The sequence below is a fragment of the Pandoraea sp. 64-18 genome (assembly GCF_001899225.1).
Taxonomy (GTDB): domain Bacteria; phylum Pseudomonadota; class Gammaproteobacteria; order Burkholderiales; family Burkholderiaceae; genus Pandoraea; species Pandoraea cepalis.
On record NZ_MKVU01000023.1, the window covers coordinates 1 to 17,566 of the forward strand.

At 60.3% G+C, this 17,566-nt stretch carries 15 protein-coding genes and 1 pseudogene; 1 reads left to right on the top strand and 15 read right to left on the bottom strand.

The window, feature by feature from the left end:
- The 13 genes and pseudogenes from BGP02_RS22455 to BGP02_RS21635 form a co-directional block, all read right to left on the bottom strand.
- Positions 1-97 (bottom strand): annotated as a pseudogene (locus BGP02_RS22455) (quinone oxidoreductase); the annotation flags it as partial.
- A gap of 384 nt (positions 98-481) precedes the next feature.
- Entirely contained in the window at positions 482-1,429 is a 948-nt protein-coding gene (locus tag BGP02_RS21580; protein ID WP_286799250.1) for an electron transfer flavoprotein subunit alpha/FixB family protein, read from the bottom strand.
- Between the two features lie 23 nt (positions 1,430-1,452).
- The gene (locus BGP02_RS21585) at positions 1,453-2,202 is read right to left on the bottom strand and encodes an electron transfer flavoprotein subunit beta/FixA family protein (RefSeq protein ID WP_261938988.1); all 750 of its coding nucleotides are present in this window, start codon (positions 2,200-2,202) and stop codon (positions 1,453-1,455) included.
- A gap of 27 nt (positions 2,203-2,229) precedes the next feature.
- Positions 2,230-4,908 (bottom strand): aconitate hydratase AcnA, encoded by a 2,679-nt coding sequence (acnA, locus tag BGP02_RS21590; protein WP_286799251.1) that lies wholly within the window; start codon positions 4,906-4,908, stop codon positions 2,230-2,232.
- Complete coding sequence (locus BGP02_RS21595; protein ID WP_286799252.1) at positions 4,895-5,755, bottom strand: citryl-CoA lyase; 861 nt, start codon at positions 5,753-5,755, stop codon at positions 4,895-4,897. Before BGP02_RS21595 ends, acnA begins: the two co-directional genes overlap by 14 nt.
- Entirely contained in the window at positions 5,752-6,954 is a 1,203-nt protein-coding gene (locus tag BGP02_RS21600; protein WP_261938991.1) for a CaiB/BaiF CoA transferase family protein, read from the bottom strand. The genes BGP02_RS21595 and BGP02_RS21600 overlap by 4 nt, the downstream gene beginning before the upstream one ends.
- 136 nt (positions 6,955-7,090) lie before the next feature.
- Positions 7,091-7,807: an IclR family transcriptional regulator gene (locus BGP02_RS21605; protein ID WP_286799253.1), complete on the bottom strand. Its 717-nt coding sequence runs from the start codon at positions 7,805-7,807 to the stop codon at positions 7,091-7,093.
- Positions 7,808-7,877: 70 nt separating this feature from the next.
- A complete protein-coding gene (locus BGP02_RS21610) occupies positions 7,878-8,579 on the bottom strand; it encodes an ABC transporter ATP-binding protein (protein WP_150590086.1) in 702 nt (233 codons plus the stop codon).
- Positions 8,563-9,324: an ABC transporter ATP-binding protein gene (locus BGP02_RS21615; protein ID WP_261938993.1), complete on the bottom strand. Its 762-nt coding sequence runs from the start codon at positions 9,322-9,324 to the stop codon at positions 8,563-8,565. The genes BGP02_RS21610 and BGP02_RS21615 overlap by 17 nt, the downstream gene beginning before the upstream one ends.
- Positions 9,309-10,238, bottom strand: a complete 930-nt coding sequence (locus BGP02_RS21620) for a branched-chain amino acid ABC transporter permease (RefSeq protein WP_286799254.1) — start codon at positions 10,236-10,238, stop codon at positions 9,309-9,311. The genes BGP02_RS21615 and BGP02_RS21620 overlap by 16 nt, the downstream gene beginning before the upstream one ends.
- Before the next feature lie 59 nt (positions 10,239-10,297).
- Positions 10,298-11,155: a branched-chain amino acid ABC transporter permease gene (locus BGP02_RS21625; RefSeq protein ID WP_286799256.1), complete on the bottom strand. Its 858-nt coding sequence runs from the start codon at positions 11,153-11,155 to the stop codon at positions 10,298-10,300.
- 80 nt (positions 11,156-11,235) lie between these two features.
- Positions 11,236-12,441 (bottom strand): ABC transporter substrate-binding protein, encoded by a 1,206-nt coding sequence (locus BGP02_RS21630; RefSeq protein WP_261938996.1) that lies wholly within the window; start codon positions 12,439-12,441, stop codon positions 11,236-11,238.
- A 41-nt stretch (positions 12,442-12,482) separates the two neighbouring features.
- A complete protein-coding gene (locus BGP02_RS21635) occupies positions 12,483-14,126 on the bottom strand; it encodes an FAD-dependent oxidoreductase (protein ID WP_353744124.1) in 1,644 nt (547 codons plus the stop codon).
- A gap of 4 nt (positions 14,127-14,130) precedes the next feature.
- On the opposite strand from BGP02_RS21635, the gene BGP02_RS21640 reads away from it, so the two are divergent.
- Positions 14,131-15,630 (top strand): aldehyde dehydrogenase, encoded by a 1,500-nt coding sequence (locus BGP02_RS21640; RefSeq protein ID WP_261938997.1) that lies wholly within the window; start codon positions 14,131-14,133, stop codon positions 15,628-15,630.
- 812 nt (positions 15,631-16,442) lie between these two features.
- Here the strand turns inward: BGP02_RS21640 and BGP02_RS21645 are convergent.
- Together BGP02_RS21645 and BGP02_RS21650 are read right to left on the bottom strand one after the other, a co-directional pair.
- Complete coding sequence (locus BGP02_RS21645) at positions 16,443-17,186, bottom strand: SDR family NAD(P)-dependent oxidoreductase (protein ID WP_261938998.1); 744 nt, start codon at positions 17,184-17,186, stop codon at positions 16,443-16,445.
- A gap of 25 nt (positions 17,187-17,211) precedes the next feature.
- On the bottom strand, positions 17,212-17,566 hold a 355-nt coding region (locus BGP02_RS21650), incomplete at its 5' end, for a hypothetical protein (RefSeq protein WP_286799257.1).

A 17,566-nucleotide genomic window follows, 5' to 3' on the forward strand; every position in this document is an offset into this window, starting at 1 on the left:
CTTGGCCGACATTGGCAACCATACCGTAAGGACGTACGCAGCCGAGGGTATCGAGCAGAGTCTTTCCGCCGATGCCGTCGATAGCGTAATCGACGCCAAGCACGGCGGGAAGCGACGGAAGCCGATAGAGGCCGGTGCGGTGATAGATATCGACATAGTTGACCCCGATCGCCGTGTGCCGGACGCGGATTTCGCCGGCGGCCGGCGGAGGCAGCGTTTCGTCTACGGTGGTCAGTGCCGCCGCGTCGCCCTATTAACGGATAACGATCTGGGACGCTGCTGATGAAGCGTGAAATGATTCGCGCTGTGTCATGGCGTTCTCCTGATGGATGAGCTTGCAAGCGCAGCTTACGTCTAGCAAAATGCCACATCAATTCGCCAAATATCGACATTTGCCGCGCAAAAAAACACAGCCATCACTGGCATTGGAAAGCGCGCTCTCCAGTGGGATGACGTCCGTTATTTTCTGGAACTAGCTTCGCTACTGCAATCGTTGGACCAGTTCCGGCACGATCTCAAAAAGATCGCCCACGAGGCCGTAATCCGCAACGCTGAAGATCGCCGCTTCCGGGTCCTTGTTGATCGCCACGATCACTTTTGAATCCTTCATACCCGCCAGATGCTGGATTGCCCCCGAGATGCCGATGGCAAAGTACAACTGGGGCGCCACGATCTTGCCTGTCTGCCCCACTTGGTAGTCATTCGGCACATAACCCGCATCAACCGCCGCGCGCGAGGCGCCCAACGCGGCGCCCAGCCTGTCGGCCAAGGGCTCCAGCAGGCGTTTGTAGTTCTCTGCGCTCCCCAGCCCGCGACCGCCCGACACGATGGTACCCGCGCTGGTCAATTCTGGGCGGTCCAGCTTAGTCACATCCCGGCTCACGAATTTCGATGACCCCGCGTCGGGCGCCGCATCGATGCTTTCGATCGGTGCGCTGCTGCCCTCAGTTGCGTCCGCGTCGAAGCTCGTCGCTCTGACCGTGATGACCTTGATCGAATCGCGTGATTGCACCGTTGCAATCGCATTACCTGCGTAAATCGGTCGCTCGAACGTGTCTGCGCTGCACACTGCCGTGATATCGCTAATCTGTGCCACGTCGAGTTTTGCAGCAATGCGAGGCGCTATGTTTTTACCCGATGCAGTAGCCGGCACCAGTATGTGCGAGTAATTCCTCACGATGCTCAACACCGTTGCCTCGATGTTCTCGGCCAGGCCCGCTTCTAGCTGCGGCGCATCGGCCAGCAACACCTTACTCACCCCTGCGAACTTCGCCGCAGCCTCCGCGGCGCTACGCGCATGATGGCCCGCAACCAGAACGTGCACGCTCTGCTGCGCGAATGACTTGATCGCCTTCGCCGCTGCCACTGCCCCCAGCGTCGCGGCTTTGACGGTCGCATTGTCGTGCTCTGCAATTACCAGAATCGTCATGTTTTTCCTCTCTTGCCCGTTTGTCAGAGTACGTTCGCCTCAGCCTTCAGCCTCTCCAGCAGCGACGCCACATCCGGCATCCTCACACCGGCGACGCGCTTCGCAGGTTCCACGACCTTGAGCGTTGCCAGCCGTGGCGTGACGTCAACACCGAGATCCTCGGGCTTGATCGTCTCGATCGGCTTCTTCTTGGCTTTCATGATGCTCGGCAGCGTTGCATAGCGCGGCTCGTTCAAGCGCAGGTCGGTAGTGATCACAGCGGGAAGCTTGACCGACAACGTCTGCGCACCGCCGTCCACTTCACGCGTCACAACCGCGCTGCCGTCAGCGACGACAACCTTCGACGCAAACGTCGCCTGCGGCAGATTTCCAAGAGCTGCGAGCATTTGGCCGGTCTGATTCGAGTCGTCATCGATGGCCTGCTTACCCAGGATGATGAGTTGCGGCTGCTCCCGGTCTACGATGGCCTTCAACAGCTTTGCCACGGCCAGTGGCTGCAACGCCTCATTCGACTCGATCAGGATGCCGCGATCCGCGCCGATCGCCAGCGCCGTGCGCAGCGTCTCCTGCGCCTGGGCCACGCCCGCAGAAACTGCGATCACCTCCGTGGCCACGCCCGCCTCCTTCAGCCGAACCGCTTCCTCCACTGCGATCTCGTCGAAGGGATTCATCGACATCTTTACGTTGGCGGTGTCGACACCCGTACCGTCCGACTTCACCCGGACATTTACGGTGTGATCTACCACGCGCTTCACAGTCACGATAATCTTCATTTCCTGATTTCCATATCACTAGGCAATTCAATCGTTTAATTTATGGCGAGCACCGTCTGCGGCGCCCGCGATCTGAGCTTCATACACGTAGCGGAGCACGCCGCCCGATCGCAAATACCGAAGCTCGGCGAACGTATCGACGCGCAGCGTCGCCGCCGATTGCGCCACCGTCGTTTCCCCACGGGTTACGACAACGCGCACGGGCTGCCGGCAGGTCAACGAATCGCTGTCGAAATGAATGTCGACCGACTCGTCTCCGAGCCATTCCAACTCGTCGAAATCCGTCGATTCCAGCAACTCGATTGGCATGACGCCCATCAGAACGAGATTGCTGCGATGGATACGTTCAAAGCTACGGGCCAGGACTGCGGACACGCCAAGCAACGACGTTCCGCGCGCCGCCCAATCTCTCGCGCTACCCGCGCCGTACGATTTTCCCGCGACGATGACGCTGGGCACGCCATCGTGCGCATTCTCCCGAGCGACTTCGAATACCGTGCGTACCTGCCCATCACGCGCCGAACGCGCAAGCGGGCCGACAAGCGGGTGCACCAACGAGTTGACCAGGCGCGGGCTCGCGAAGGTTCCGCGCACCATGACGTGGTGATTGCACCTGCGCGCGCCGTAGGTGTTGAAGTCTTCTGGCGCAACGCCTTGCTGTCGCAAGTAGCGCCCAGCATCGCCCTCTTCCGCGATGCGCCCCACGGGGCTGATGTGATCTGTCGTGATGGCGTCGCCGAGCACGGCAAGCACGCGCGCGCCGGTAATGGACGCCGCGCCGATCGCTTGCTTTGTCCTGTCGAAGAACGGTGGCTCAACGAAATACGTGGAGCCGTCCTGCCATTGATACACCGTGCCGCCCTCCGATGCGATTGCATTCCATGTCTGTCGGGCTGCGCCACTTGCGTCGGTGATCGACGCGTAATCGCGTTGATCGAGAACGTGCCGAAGCAGCGCCTCCACCGTGGCGTCATCCGGCCACAGATCGCGCAGAAATACCGGATGCCCGTCACGATCCGTGGCCACCGGCTGCGCTTCGAGATCCGTCAGAACAGTGCCGGCGAGGGCGTAAGCAACCACGAGTGCAGGGCTAGCCAGATAGTTCGCCTTGACCAGCGGATGAATTCGCGCCTCAAAATTCCGGTTTCCGGAAAGCACGGCCGCCACGGTCACATTCCTCGCAACGATGTCATCCTCCACGCCGTCGTGCAGAGCCCCGGTATTTCCGACACAAGCCGAGCACCCGTAGGCCGCCACGTAGAATCCCAAGGCCTCCAGCGGTGAGAGCAGGCCAGCGCGCTCCAGATACTTCGTGACCGCAAGGGACCCAGGCGCAAGCACGGTCTTCACGTATTGCGGCACGGTCACACCACGCTCGACGGCGGCCTTTGCCACGAGCCCTGCCGTCAACATCGCGGCGGGGTTGGCGGTGTTGGTGCACGAGGTGATGGCCGCGAGCACGACTGCGCCGTCAGCGAGCGACGCCATGTCGCCTCGCGACGAATCAGCCCGCGAAGGGTCGACTGGAAGACTTGCCGCAACGTCGGGCAACGACAATGTCTGATGCGGACGGCGAGGGCCGGATACCAACCGGCCCACGCGCGACAGATCGATTTCGAGTGTCGCGGAATAATCTAGATCGGTGGCTTCCGGGATACCCAGCAAACGCTGCCGAAGGCAGTAGGCGCCGAAGCGATCGACCCGTTGCTTCGAGCGGCCGGTGTCGAGAAAGTACGCCAGCGTACTTTCGTCGGTCGCGAAGTAGCCGACCGTCGCACCATACTCCGGTGCCATGTTCGCGATCGTGGCGCGATCGGGAACGCTCAATCGGCGCGCCCCTCGTCCGACAAATTCGAGAAACTTGCCAACCACACCGTATTCGCGCAGCACACCTGTCAGGTAAAGCGCCAGATCGGTGGCATTCGTCCCCGACTGCCGCGCTCCCGAGAGCGCAACGGCGATCACGTCCGGTGTCGGCACGTAAAGCGGCAGACCGAGTACGGCCAATTCAGCCTCCAGCCCTCCCACACCCCAGCCGAGAATGCCAAGTCCGTTCACCATCGTCGTGTGCGAGTCGGTTCCGACCAGGGTATCGGGGAAGGCGAATCCGTCGCGCTGCGCGAGCCCTGTTGAGAGATATTCCAGATTGACTTGATGCACGATGCCGTGACCGGGCGGAACGACGCGCAAGCCATGGAACGCTTGCTCCGCCCATTTCACGAACCGATAACGCTCGTCGTTGTTCTCAAACTCGCGTGCAAGGTTTTGGGCCTGCGACAGAGGGGTTCCCGAGAAATCCGCGACGACCGAATGATCGATGACAAGATCTACCGGAATACGCGGCTGAACACACTCGGGCGCAATGCCGTCGCGCCACGCGGCGGCGCGCATTGCCGCAAGATCGCTGAGCAGCGGAATGCCCGAAGCGTCCTGTAGCAACACGCGCGAGAACCACGCCGGAATTTCGTCGCGTACCCCGTTATGCCACGCGAGAAGATTGCTCAGATGCGCACACGTTGTGTGTTCGCCGTCGAAATGCCTCACCATGCCTTCGAGCAAGATCCGGATCGACATCGGAAGGCGTGCAACGGCCGGAAACGCCTGCTCCATCTCGCGCAGCGACACGATGCGGCTGCGCCCGCCGTCGCCCCAGTCGATCGGCTGGATGAACGCGCCGGCGTCCATCATGGCTTCAATACTGGTCATTTTCATACCGAATTGACGAAGGAACATTACGTCGCGCCGGTCCCGTGTAGGTGTAGGGAACGCTTGGCGGCATCGGACCCTTGATGCGCTCCTGCGCTTGCGACTGCTCGTACGCGTGCGCGAGGATGCCAACCGAGCGCGAAAGAATGAAGAGCCCCCGCCCCAGCGCCGCCGAGAAACCCAGCTCGCTATAGATCACCGCCGTCGCCCCGTCGATATTGATGGGGATCGGCTTGTTCGCACGCCGGGCGAGCGTGGCCTCGATCACCCTTGCCGCAGCAAGGTACTGTCCAGTCACCAGGCCTTCGTCACGCGCTTGCTCGACAAGCGCGAGCAGGCGCGTGGCGCGGGGGTCGACAGGGTGAAAGCGATGACCATACCCAGGAATCATCTTCGACACATTGCGCTGGTAATCACCCACCACGATATCGCTCGCATCTGCGATGCCGCACTGCTCGGCGCTTGCGCATTCAAGCACACTGCGGAACAGATCCATGCATTGCTGCCCCGCCCCGCCGTGGACGTCGCCCAGCACATTGATCGCCGATGCCATTGCGTTATTGATGTCGACGCCACACGTCATGCTCATGCGCGCAATCGCAATCGACGGTGCCTGAGGCCCATGATCGACAGCCGCGACAAGCGCGGCCTCGAGCAGCGTCGCCAGCGGCTTCGACGGGACTTCGCCGCGCAGCATCAGCCAAACCATTTGCGCGTAGCTCAGATTGCCGATGAGGGTTTCGATCGGGTATCCGCGAATACCAATTTCACCGGGTTGAACGTCGATGATCGACGTCTTCCACCATTGTTCGGGTGGCGTCCATGGTTTGCCTGTTGTGGGGTTCATACCGCCCCCTGATGCTTGAGCTGTTCAATTTCGAGACTCGTGTACCCGAGCTCGCCTAACACCTGAGCGGTGTGCTCGCCCAGCGTAGGCGGCGCACAAGCGACGTCCGGCTCAGCTTCTCTCATTTTGAATCCGGAAAGCACCACCGATACGTCTCGCTCGTTTTTTACGGCGCGTCGAAACGATTTCACTAATCGTCGTTGCGTCACCTGCGGCTCGGCAAGCGCACTCGCCACATCCAGCACCCGCCCTGCGGGAATACCTGCCCGGGTCAGCGCCGGCTCCCATTCGGTAGCGGACTTTGTCTTCAAAGCGGCCTCGATGAGCGTTTTCAGTTCCGCCCGGTGCCGTTTGCGCGCCTCGCGCTGCGCAAATCGCGCATCGCTGGCGAGTTCGGGAATGCCGAGAAGCGCTACGAGCGCAACGAACTGCTCTTGCTTGTTCGCAGCGATGTTGAGGAGGCCGTCCGCCGTTTTGAAAGTGCCGGAAGGGGCGGCCGTGAAGTTCTCGTTCCCCATCGGTTGAGGCCGCTGCCCCGCAATCAGATAATTGGAGATGACCCAACCCATCGATGCCAGCATGCAATCGAGCATCGAAACATCGATGGACGTACCCACCCCCGTTGCCGCCCGACGGACCAACGCCGCACTGATCGCAAAAGCCGCGGTTACACCACCCAACGTGTCCGCGACGGGGTAGCCGACGCGCATCGGCACGCTCCGTTCGTCGCCAGTCACACTCATTACGCCAGACATGCCTTGAACGATCTGATCATAGGCGGGGGCATCTTTGAGCGGCCCCGTCTGGCCAAAGCCGGAAATCGCGCAATATACGAGTCGCGGATTGATCTCGCGCAGATCGTCGTAGCCGACGCCGAGGCGATCCATTACGCCGGGCCGGAAGTTTTCGATGACAACATCGGCGGACGCAGCCAGTTTATGGAAGATGGCTTTGCCGGCCTCACTCTTCAGATTGAGCGTGACCGACCGCTTTCCCGCGTTCTGTGCGAGAAACGATGTCCCCATCAACTCGGCGTTCAGCGCCGGATCGGCGCCAAGTTGCCGCGCCAGGTCTCCCGTACCTGGGGTTTCGACCTTGATAACGTCGGCCCCCATTAGCGCCAATTGATAGCCGCAGAACGGCCCGGCCAGGACGTTCGTCACATCGAGAATCCTGATTCCTTCCAATGCCTGAGTCATTTTTACCTCAATTTCAGAATTATTTTCTGAAACATTGACCAAAAGAGATCAACGCAGGTCTATCTGATAGAACATCGTTCTATAACTGGTTTAAAAAAACAGGCGGCCTTCTTGCAGTACCGCCCAATGGGTTCGGTTAACGCTGCTGCGCAGCCTTTAGCAAACGTGTCTCGTCGCCCCCGCATTGTTTCGTCAACTCTGCAGCGAACTTCAACAGCGTCGGTACGTACGATTCCAGCGTCTCGGCTTCGAGCCGATAGCGCGGCCCCGATATCGTAATCACGCCAACCAATTGGTTGCGCACGCCGAGCACGGGGCATGCCAGTGCGGCCGTCTCGGGATCTCGCTCCCCCACCGAGGCGGCGTACATGCGGTCGCGGATGCGTTCGTACTTATCGCCGGACAAGCCGCTGAACGCAAGGATGACATGGCCGCCCGCCCCAACGTTGAGCGGAAGCCGGTGACCGACATGTACCGAATCACGTATGGCACGATCGGCGTCCTGCCGATGCAGGCAGACGCGCGTATCGCCGTCGCGAACATAAAACGAAGCGCTCTCGTTGATCTCATCGACGAGTCGGCGCAAGGCCTGAGGGACGAGATCAGACGTATTGAAACTTCGCTGATACATAAAGCCGAGCGACAGCGTCTTGGGCCCAAGCCGGTAAAGGCCGTCGGAGGTACGCTGAACGTAGCCGTACTTTTCCATCGAATCGATCAAGCGGAGAATCGTGCTCTTGTAGAAACCCGTGCGGCTTGCGATTTCGGCAAGCGTAAGCGCGCCATCACGCTCGTTGAACGCCTCAAGGATATCGAGTGCGCGTTCAACCGCTGCTACACCGTCTGAACTCATAAGTCTCCCTCTCTGGATCGCCCGTATATTAAACGAATCCGTTCGGTATTGATCGCTCCCCGCGCTGCGCTCACCCGACCTCCACGGCAAGATACCGACTCCGGACGTCTTCGGCGCCTGCGAACTCGTCCCGAGTACCGTGATAAGCGATATGCCCCTCTTCCAGGATGTAATGGCGATCCCCCAACGCCATGCAGACATCCACGCTTTGCTCGACGAGCAGGATGGGAATGCCTTCGGCGCGGATCGTTCGACAAATCGCCATGATTTCGTCGACGATGACTGGCGCCAGCCCTTCGCTCGGCTCATCGAGCATCAAGAGTTTGGGGCCGTTCACCAGCGCACGTGCGATGGCGAGCATCTGTTGCTCGCCGCCCGAGAGGGCCGACCCGCCATTTTTTCTGCGCTCGCGCAAACGGGGAAACAGCGCATACACCGCGTCAAGTGACCAGATCGAGTCACGCCGCGCCGCTATGCGCAGGTTCTCCTCCACAGTCAGCATTGCGAAGATGCCTCGGTGCTCCGGAACCAACTTCAGACCATGCCGCGAAACAACATCGGCTCGTCCGGGCACGATCGCCTTGCCGCCTAGACGAACTTCCCCGGCGAACAAAGGGATCGCTCCCGCAATCGCGCTCAGCGTCGTTGTCTTCCCCGCGCCGTTGCGGCCGAGCAGGCAAACTATCTCGCCCGCCGCCACTTCGAGCGAAACGTTGTGCACGATGCGTGCGCTCCCGTATCCGGCGCACAAGCCTTCAACCCGCAACATGATGTCGCTCCCCCAGGTATACGCGCCGAACGCGCTCGTCACGTCTGATTTCGTCTGGCGTGCCTTCGGTGAGCACCTGTCCCTCGAAGAGGACGGTGATCCGATCCGAAAGCGACATGACCAGATGCATGTTGTGCTCCACGTACACCACCGTGTGGTCACGGCTCAAATCCTTGAGCAACGCGCGCATTACAGGCAGATCGTCGACGCCCATGCCGGACGTCGGCTCGTCGAGAAGCAGCAATTTCGGCCGGCCGGCCATGCTCATCGCGACTTCAATGATGCGCTGTCGCCCATGCGACAGCTCGCCAACGCGGCGCTCGGCCTCTGCTCGCAGCGCCAATCGTTCGATAAGGTATTCCGCCATCTCGGAGGCCTGCGTATCGCGCTCGCGTTTCGAAAAGAAGTCGAGCGCACGCACCGAACGCAGGCCTTGCGCGGCAAGCCGCAGATTTTCTCGCGTCGTCAGCCCGGGAAACAGATTCGTTATCTGAAAACAGCGCGCCATGCCTGAATGCAATCTGCGATGTACGGGCACGCGGGTCACGTCGCAGCCGTCGAACATGACCCGGCCTGACGATGTCTCGATGCGGCCCGACAGGGCATTGAAGAACGTGGTTTTGCCCGCCCCGTTCGGGCCGATCAGCGCGTGGATCGAGTTGCGCTTCACACGCAGATCGACGTTCTTGTTGGCGACGAAGTTCCCAAATCGCACCCCAACGGATTGCGCGTCTAGAATGTAGTCCATTGCTTGTCCTTTCGATCATAAGTTTGGCGCCGCACGCGCGAAACAAGGCGCCGCCAGAGCCCCGACAAGCCATCCGGCGCGAAAATGACGAGTAAGACCAGAAGTACGCCGAGCACCATCTGCCACCGCGGCCAGAGGTCCGAAAGAAAGTCACTCGCTATCACGAGCGCGGCTGCGCCGAACACCGAGCCGCTCAGCGAGCCCGCTCCGCCGAGAATGGCAGCGATCAGAATGTTCTGACTCGTGCCGATGTCGATATTTGAGAGCGGCACCATGCCGAGCAATAGGCCATCGATGGCGCCGGCGAGCCCCGTCAGGGCACCTGACAGAACAAATGCGAGCGTCTTGTAGTGCCGAACGTTATAGCCAAGCGGCCCGACGCGATGTTCATTCTCGCGAATCGCGATCAGGACGGAACCGAACGGCGAGCCGATCACGCGAAGCAGCAGGCCATACGCCGCGATGAATGCGATCGCGATCAGAATGTAAAGCGCGACGCTGTCGGCCACTGGCAGGCCTTTCAGGAACGGCAGCAACGTTGGCAATCGAGGCAGACCCTCCATCCCGTTGTCGCCGCCGGTCAACGCGGGCAGCGAATACGCGATGAAATAGAAAAGCTGTGCGAAAGCCAGCGTCAGCATCACGAAATACAGCCCTTTGCGCCGGATGGCTACAGCGCCAATTAGTCCGGCGATAAGGCCGCACCCCACGATTGCGACGACGAGCGCGGTGAGAACCCCACAATGCCCCCGCAGCAGCGCGAGTCCAAACAGATATCCGCCCAAGCCGAAGAATGTGCCCTGACAAAAGGACAACAGTCCGCCGTAGCCGAGAAGCAGGTTGCAGGCCATCGCCGCCACCGCATACACCAGCACGGAACCCGCCAGCGTCGGAGACGACACGACGAACGGCAAGACAATCGCGAACGCGAGAGGAAACAGCACGGGCGACGCGAAATTCATGATCCGGCTCATCACGCTCTCCCCAGAATGCCGCGCGGCGCGGCGATCAATACCAGTGTCATGACGACGTACACCATCAGTTGGGCCCCCTCCGACCAGAGGGTGCTCATCACACTTTGAACGACCCCCACCAAAATGCCGGCAACAATCGACCCCGTAAAACTCCCCATGCCGCCAATGATGACAACCACGAAGGCAATCCCCAGGGCCTCGCCGCTCATGCTGGGGTCGGCGCCGCGTATCGGGGCAATCAGTACGCCCGCGACCGCGGCGATCATGCCGCCGAGCGCAAACGTCAAGCTGGTCAGTGTTCGGACATCGACGCCAAGCAGCTTCACCATTTCTGAAGATTCACTGCCGGCGCGAACGAGAGCGCCGAACGTCGTTCGCTCGAGTAGCAACCAAAGCGCGATCGCGAGCACCGCAGCGACGGCCACGACGAACACGCGGTAGAGCGGATACTGAAAGTTGCCAAGCGAGACCACACCGGCCAGCGAATCCGGCACGGACACGCCGTTGCCGAGGGGTCCCCACAGCATCACGACGGCCTCTTGCGCAATCAATACGATGCCGAGTGTCGCGACGATCTGGTACTTGTGCGGCAACTTGTACGTTCGGACGAGAATCGCACGTTCGAGCGTGAATGCGAGCACGGCGACCACCAGCGGAGCGGCCACCGCCGCCGCCCAGAAACTGCCGCCCCACGAAACGATCTGAAACGTCAGATATGCGCCCAGCAGATAGAACATGCCGTGTGCGAAGTTGACGAATCCAAGCAACCCGAGGGTGATGCTCAGTCCGACTGCAACGAGAAAGTAGATCATCCCCAGACCGATGCCGTTGATGATCTGAAACAGATAGATGCCCATGACTTGCACCTGAATCGAGTTTGCCGGCGGCGCCCATGGCGGTTGGCCAATGGCGCCGTCGTCAGATTATGAAAATGTCTTCAGGCAAGCTTGCACTGCGACTGTCCCTGGCTTGGGAACGACTTTCCGAACGACACGACTTCGGCGAAATCGTCGGCATCGCGCATCTTCGCCTTGGCCTTGCCTCGCATCAGAAAATAGTTCTTCGACACTTGATGATCGAACGCGCGCATTTCCTCATCGCCGGTGATGCCCGCCCATTTCATCGATTCAAGGGTCTGCGCCACGCGCTTCGGATCGGTCGTGTTCGCGCGACGCACCGCGTCGAGCATCATGCTCGTGACAGCAAAGTCCGCAGCAGTGAAATAAGTGGGAGTCGCACGATTGACTTCACGATTGAGCGCGACGAAGGCCCGGTTGGCTGGCGCATCGTGGCCGTGCCAGTACTGCACGCCGAAGAAAACGTCCTCACAGATATCGGGACCGAGCGTCGCAAACTGGTCGAGCCCAGCCGACCAAGCAACGACGATTTTCATCTTCCTCTTGAGGCCGAAGCTGACCGCCTGCCTGAGGGTATCGATGCTTTGCTGGCTGAAGTTCAGGATCAACAGAACGTCCGCATTGGAAGCGGCCGCGTTGGTCAGATAGCCCGAAAACTCTTTGTCTTGCAACGAGTGATAGCTGTTGCCCACGTGTTCGATACCCTTTTCCCGGAACACTTCCTTGGCGTTGTTGAGTAACCCTTCGCCAAACACGTATTGCGGGGTTATGGTGTACCAGCGCTTTGCCTTGGGGAGCATGTCGGCCACCGGCGCGACGGTCTGGCGAATGGCGCCGTAGGTTGGCACGGCCCAGCGGAACGTCGCGCGGTTGCACGCCGATCCGGTGATTTCGTCGGCGCCGACATAGGTGATATAGACACCGCCGGCGTGCTCGATTTCACGGCTGACGGCGAGCGCCTCGCTCGACAGCGCCCCCCCCAGGAACAGGCGTCCCTGCTTCTGGTTGATCGCCTCTTGAATCTTGCGCACTGCCGTACCGGTATTCCCCTGCGTGTCGATCGTGTGATAGGCAACACTGCGCCCCATCGATGGCGACAGGCTCTTGACCGCGAGGCGGCCCCCCATTTCACCGAACTTGCCGTTTGCGGCAAATGGGCCGGAGAACGCGCTGAGCATGTAAAGATCCAAGCCGTCGGCGGCGAGCGCCCGTTGGATGTCGGCCACACCGAACCCGCCCGCCAATCCGGCGGCGGCGCTCAATCGAAGAAAATCGCGACGTTTCATGAGTTGTCTCCTCGCTTCACTCGTTTAACACGGTTGTCGTTTCAGGCGCGCTCTAGCGCTGCCGTCTTCCCAGCACGGCGGCCGAACACGATGCCGCGCAGCACGGAAGTCGATCCCGTGTACACCTGGTGGTAGATACCGACCGTCTCGCCCGCAGCGAGCAGCCCCGGAATGGCACGCCCGTCGGTATCGAGCACGCGCGCGTACGTATCGACCTTCAATCCACCGAAAGTGAAACAGTTCGCCGAAATGATGGGATAGGCAGAAAATGGCCCGGCTTCGATGGAGCGCGCGTGATTCGACTTGGCCGGCCAGACGCCCTTGGTGCTGAGCCCGTCCAGCGTCATGCCGCCATCGAACGCGTTCGGTGCGGGACAGGCCGCGTTGTAGGCGTCGATGGACGAGATGAAGGCGTCGACAGGAAGTTCCAGCTTCCGCGCGAGTTCCGGCAGCGAATCGGCCTGAATGGCGGGCTGGTCGCTGCGAATGCTGGTTTGCCAGCGCGGAATGTCATTGACCTTGCTGTCGAAGATCACGTACGCCACGCCGCCGGGCTGCTCGCCGATCGCACGGGTGATATTGTCGTAGTGGGCGTCCACCGTACCCGGTGCTTCATCGACAAACCGGCTGCCGTTGCGATTGATCAGCACGCCGTAGGGATAGATAAAGACGACGGCTTCGGCCATCGCTGAACGCGGGTCGACGGGTTCCGCATGGTACGAACCGAATTCCCCTGCGGGGGCGGCACCGAGATCGAGCGCCATGCGAATGCACTCGCCCTTGTTGTAATACCCACCGCGCGCGACTGGACGAATGTTGCTCGCTTTCGGACCGAGGTACTGCGTCAGCATTTCCGGATTGCCTTGGTATCCGCCGGAGGCCAGCACGACGTTCCGCGCGTGGAACGTCAACGGACCAGCCTCGGTGGACACCGCACGCACGCCGGTCACGCAGCCGTCGCCGTCTTGCAGCAATGCCTTGGCAGTGGTGTTGTAATGGAATTCGACGCCCAACGCCCGGGCTTGCTTGAGCAACGCCTCGAGAATCGCGAGACCGCCTCCCACCGATGCGATGCGCGTCGTGTTCTGGGTGAGCAGGTAAATGGGCATAGGTTCGAATCGGCAGCCGAACTGCTTGAGCCATGCAAGCGCGGAGGGGGCCTCGGCGGCGAAGAACGAGATCAATTCGGGGTCGGGGAAGCCGTGTGCCTTGACGATCGATGGCCAGTGCGAATACTCGGATACCGCCTCGGAGAGAATCATCGGATCCGGATTCGCCCCTGCGTTCTCAGCGAAGTGACTCTCGAAATCATCGCTAACCTCGCTGTCATTCTTCATACGCATGTACGCTTCGGTCCAGCGACTGTTTCCGCCGAAGTCCTCGAAAGGTGCACGCTCCAGCACCGCAACCGCAGCACCAGCCTGCGCGGCGGACACCGCTGCCGACAATCCTGCGACGCCGTGGCCAACCACGAGAACGTCGACATTACTTACCTTCGCCATCATCTCCTCCAGAACATTGAGACCTTCACGAACCGGCCGCAGTCTCAGGCTGTGATCTCTCCTTGCAACCCGGCGGCTTTTGACAAATAATAGAACTGCGTTCTGTTTAACGCAACGAATTATTCCATAGGGTTTCACCCTACAGAATTTATATCTGATTTTCGCAAGTCCGATTGGAGACATCACCATGGATCAACAGCTCCGCGAACCCGATCTCCCGCGCTATGGAAACTTCATTGGCGGGCAGGAGATTGCGCCATCGACCGGGGAGTATTTCCCTACGGAGAACCCTTACGACGGAAAAGTCTGGGCCGAGATCGCCCGCGGCGATGCACGCGACGTAGACGCCGCCGTGACTGCGGCACATGCGGCGCTAAACGGCGCGGCTTGGGCATCGCTCACTGCGACCCAGAGAGGCGCATTGCTGCGGCGTCTCGCAGATCTCATCATCGAAAATGCGCCGCATCTAGCCGCGATCGAGATGCGAGACAACGGCAAGCTGGCGGCCGAAGTGACGGGCCAGGTGCGCTATCTGGGCGACTATTACCATTACTACGCGGGACTCGCCGATAAGGTTCAGGGCGCCGTCATTCCAACCGACAAGAAGGGAGTGTTTGCGTATACGAAGTACGAGGCGAAGGGGGTGGTTGGCATCATTACGCCGTGGAATTCGCCACTTGCTCTGACGAGTTGGAAGCTCGCACCGGCGCTGGCGGCGGGATGCACTGCGGTCATCAAGCCGTCCGAATTCACTTCCGCATCCATGATCGAGTTTGCGCGCCTTATCAAGCAGGCGGGCTTTCCTGACGGCGTAGTCAATGTCGTGACGGGCTTCGGTCAGGAGGTTGGCGAACCGCTCGTCACGCATCCGCTGGTGGCACACGTTGGCTTCACCGGCGGCGGGGGGGCTGGTCGGAAGATTTACGAACTTGCGGCGCGCGGGTTGAAGACGGTGACACTCGAACTCGGCGGTAAGTCGCCGAATGTTGTTTTCGATGATGCAGATCTCGATCAAGCAGTAAAGGGAGTGGTTTCCGGCGTGTTCGCTGCATCCGGCCAGACGTGCATGGCGGGGTCGCGGCTGCTCGTGCAGCGCAATATCCAGGAGGCCTTCGTACAGCGACTCATCGACTTTGTGGGGCAGGCGAAGATCGGCGATCCGTCGAAGATGGATACACAAATCGGACCGATTGCCACGCGCCCCCAGTTTGAACGCATCATGGCATGCATCGAAAGCGCCAAGCACGAAGGTGCGACGTGCGTGCTGGGCGGGCGCGCACGCTCGGATTTGGGTGCAGGCCAGTTTGTGGAGCCGACCATCTTCACCAACGTGACCAACGACATGCGCATCGCACAGGAGGAGGTGTTTGGGCCGGTGCTCGCCGTGATTCCGTTCGATGACGAAGAGGATGCCATCCGGATCGGCAACGACGTTGCCTATGGTCTTGCGGCTGGCGTGTGGACACGCAGCCTGCACCGCGCGATGGTCATGACCGACCGCTTGAAGGCGGGAACGGTTTGGGTTAACAACTACCGCGCAACGAGCTTCACGTCACCGTTTGGCGGCTACAAGCAGTCCGGCATCGGCCGCGAGTCCGGCGTTGAAACGATCAAGGAATATCTTGAGACGAAATGCGTCATGATCTCCACGGATCTCGACGTCCCCAACCCCTTCATTCGACGATAGCTCGACGGTGTTTAACGGGCGAACGCCGGGCGAGGCTCTCGTAATCATGTTGCCGCCGCCTGGCGAACGCCGGTTCTCACGACTGGTTGCGGGAGCATTCACGCTTGCAACGTACTTCGTCCCGCTTGGCGCACGCCTACTTGAACGGCTTGCCCATAGCCGCTCGTGCACAGATTGGCCAGCAAAAACCCGAGATTTCCTGGATCGCCGTCCACGAGCGCGAATCCAGATTTTTTGTATCCCGTATCACGCCCTTGAGCCGGCCAGAGTGCGCCGGCTCCCTTCGCGCAATCCTGCGGAAAAGCAGGCCCTCAATGAACAGGGGATCTCAAACTTTCTCTGCCCGACACCGCCTTCCCATTTGGCCATAATGAACCTCGCCGCCTGGGTTATCGCTTCGCGGATACGCAAACGCGACCGAGGCTATCGAATCAGGCTTGCGACGAAAATCCGCAGGCGGAAGCCATGCACGAAGCGATCACAAACGTCGACGAGCGCCACTTCACATTTTTGGTTAGTCACAGAGCGTGGACCAACTGCTGCAGCCGGACGAGTGCCTCTGCCGATGTCCCATATGCCGAATCGCCCTCGCCTACGAATCCTCGACCGTGTCCGCGTTGCGCCACTGACCACGTTGAATGGGGGCAATCAAGCAAAACGCGACGTTGGTAGAAAAAATGACCTAGACCAAGCGCTTGTTCCACCGTCACGGCCCCGGATGGACGAGGCAAGGCGGCGTTTCGCAAGAAGGTGACGTGCGCAGCATGTTCCATTCGCCAAACCACTTCAGCATGTTGACTCACGCCCGGTCCTCAAAGTGTTTGCCCGTTCTCGGCTTTGACGATCTGACCGGTCAATGAACGGGACGTGAGCAGAAGCACGATAGTTTCTGCAATGTCTTCCGGTGTCGAGATGCGCTGAAGCGGAAGGTTGCCCGAGAGTTGGCGCATCTTGGCTTCATTGCCGGACCACCAACGGGTTTCGACAGCGCCGGGTGCAATGCAATTGACACGTATTTCCGGCGCTAGTGCCCGTGCCAGGGATTTGGTCATGCCGTGCAGGGCTGCCTTGGAAACGGCATAGGGAAGCGACGAGCCATAACCGGTTTCTCCGGCTATGCTGCCTACATTGACAATGGCACTACTTGGCACTGCGCGCAGGTGCGGTGCTGCCGCCCGGCTACAGTTGAATGCGCCTTTCACGTTGACCGCGAAGAGATCGTCCCAAACATCATCGGCAACTGCCTCCAGGTCAGCGAATGGCAACTGTCGGGTGATGCCGGCATTGTTGATGAGATAGGTGATGTTACCGAAAGAGTCGACGACTTCGGCCATCGTGCGCCGTACCTGGCCGTCGTCCGCAACATCGGTTTGGATGGCGATGGCGTCCTGGCCTCTCGCGCGAATGGCGTTCACGGTGTCGTTGGCTTCTGCGTCGCTGCGCGAATAGATGATCACCACCGTGCATCCCGCTGCTGCCAGTTTCTCGCTTGTGGCCCGACCGATACCCGTACCGCCGCCGGTGATAACGGCAACTGGTTTCTGAGTACTGTTCATTTCAATTTCCTCTTATTCAACTAATCTACTTGTCTAGTTCCCGTTCCTTCGAGCGAATTTCCACCACCCGTCGAGCAGGATCCCCCCACCCCATCCTCGAGATAACGCACTTCGTCGCCGGCAGACCGATCGGCGAGATTTTTTGTGGTTCCCCGCGCTCAGGGTTGAAACGTGCCTCAATAATTGCCTTTCCATCGCACGAGAAATCTCTCGATTTCCTGTTGCCATCATCCCCCGATGACTGATCGTCGCCGCCATGGGCTTGACCGGCGACGACAGTGCCTTTGGCGCTCGGCAAAGCTACGCTCGGAAGTCGGGCATGCCCGGAGCGGCCATCGTCGGTTCCCAGGCAATGATTTGGTAGCTGGCGACCCCGGCCT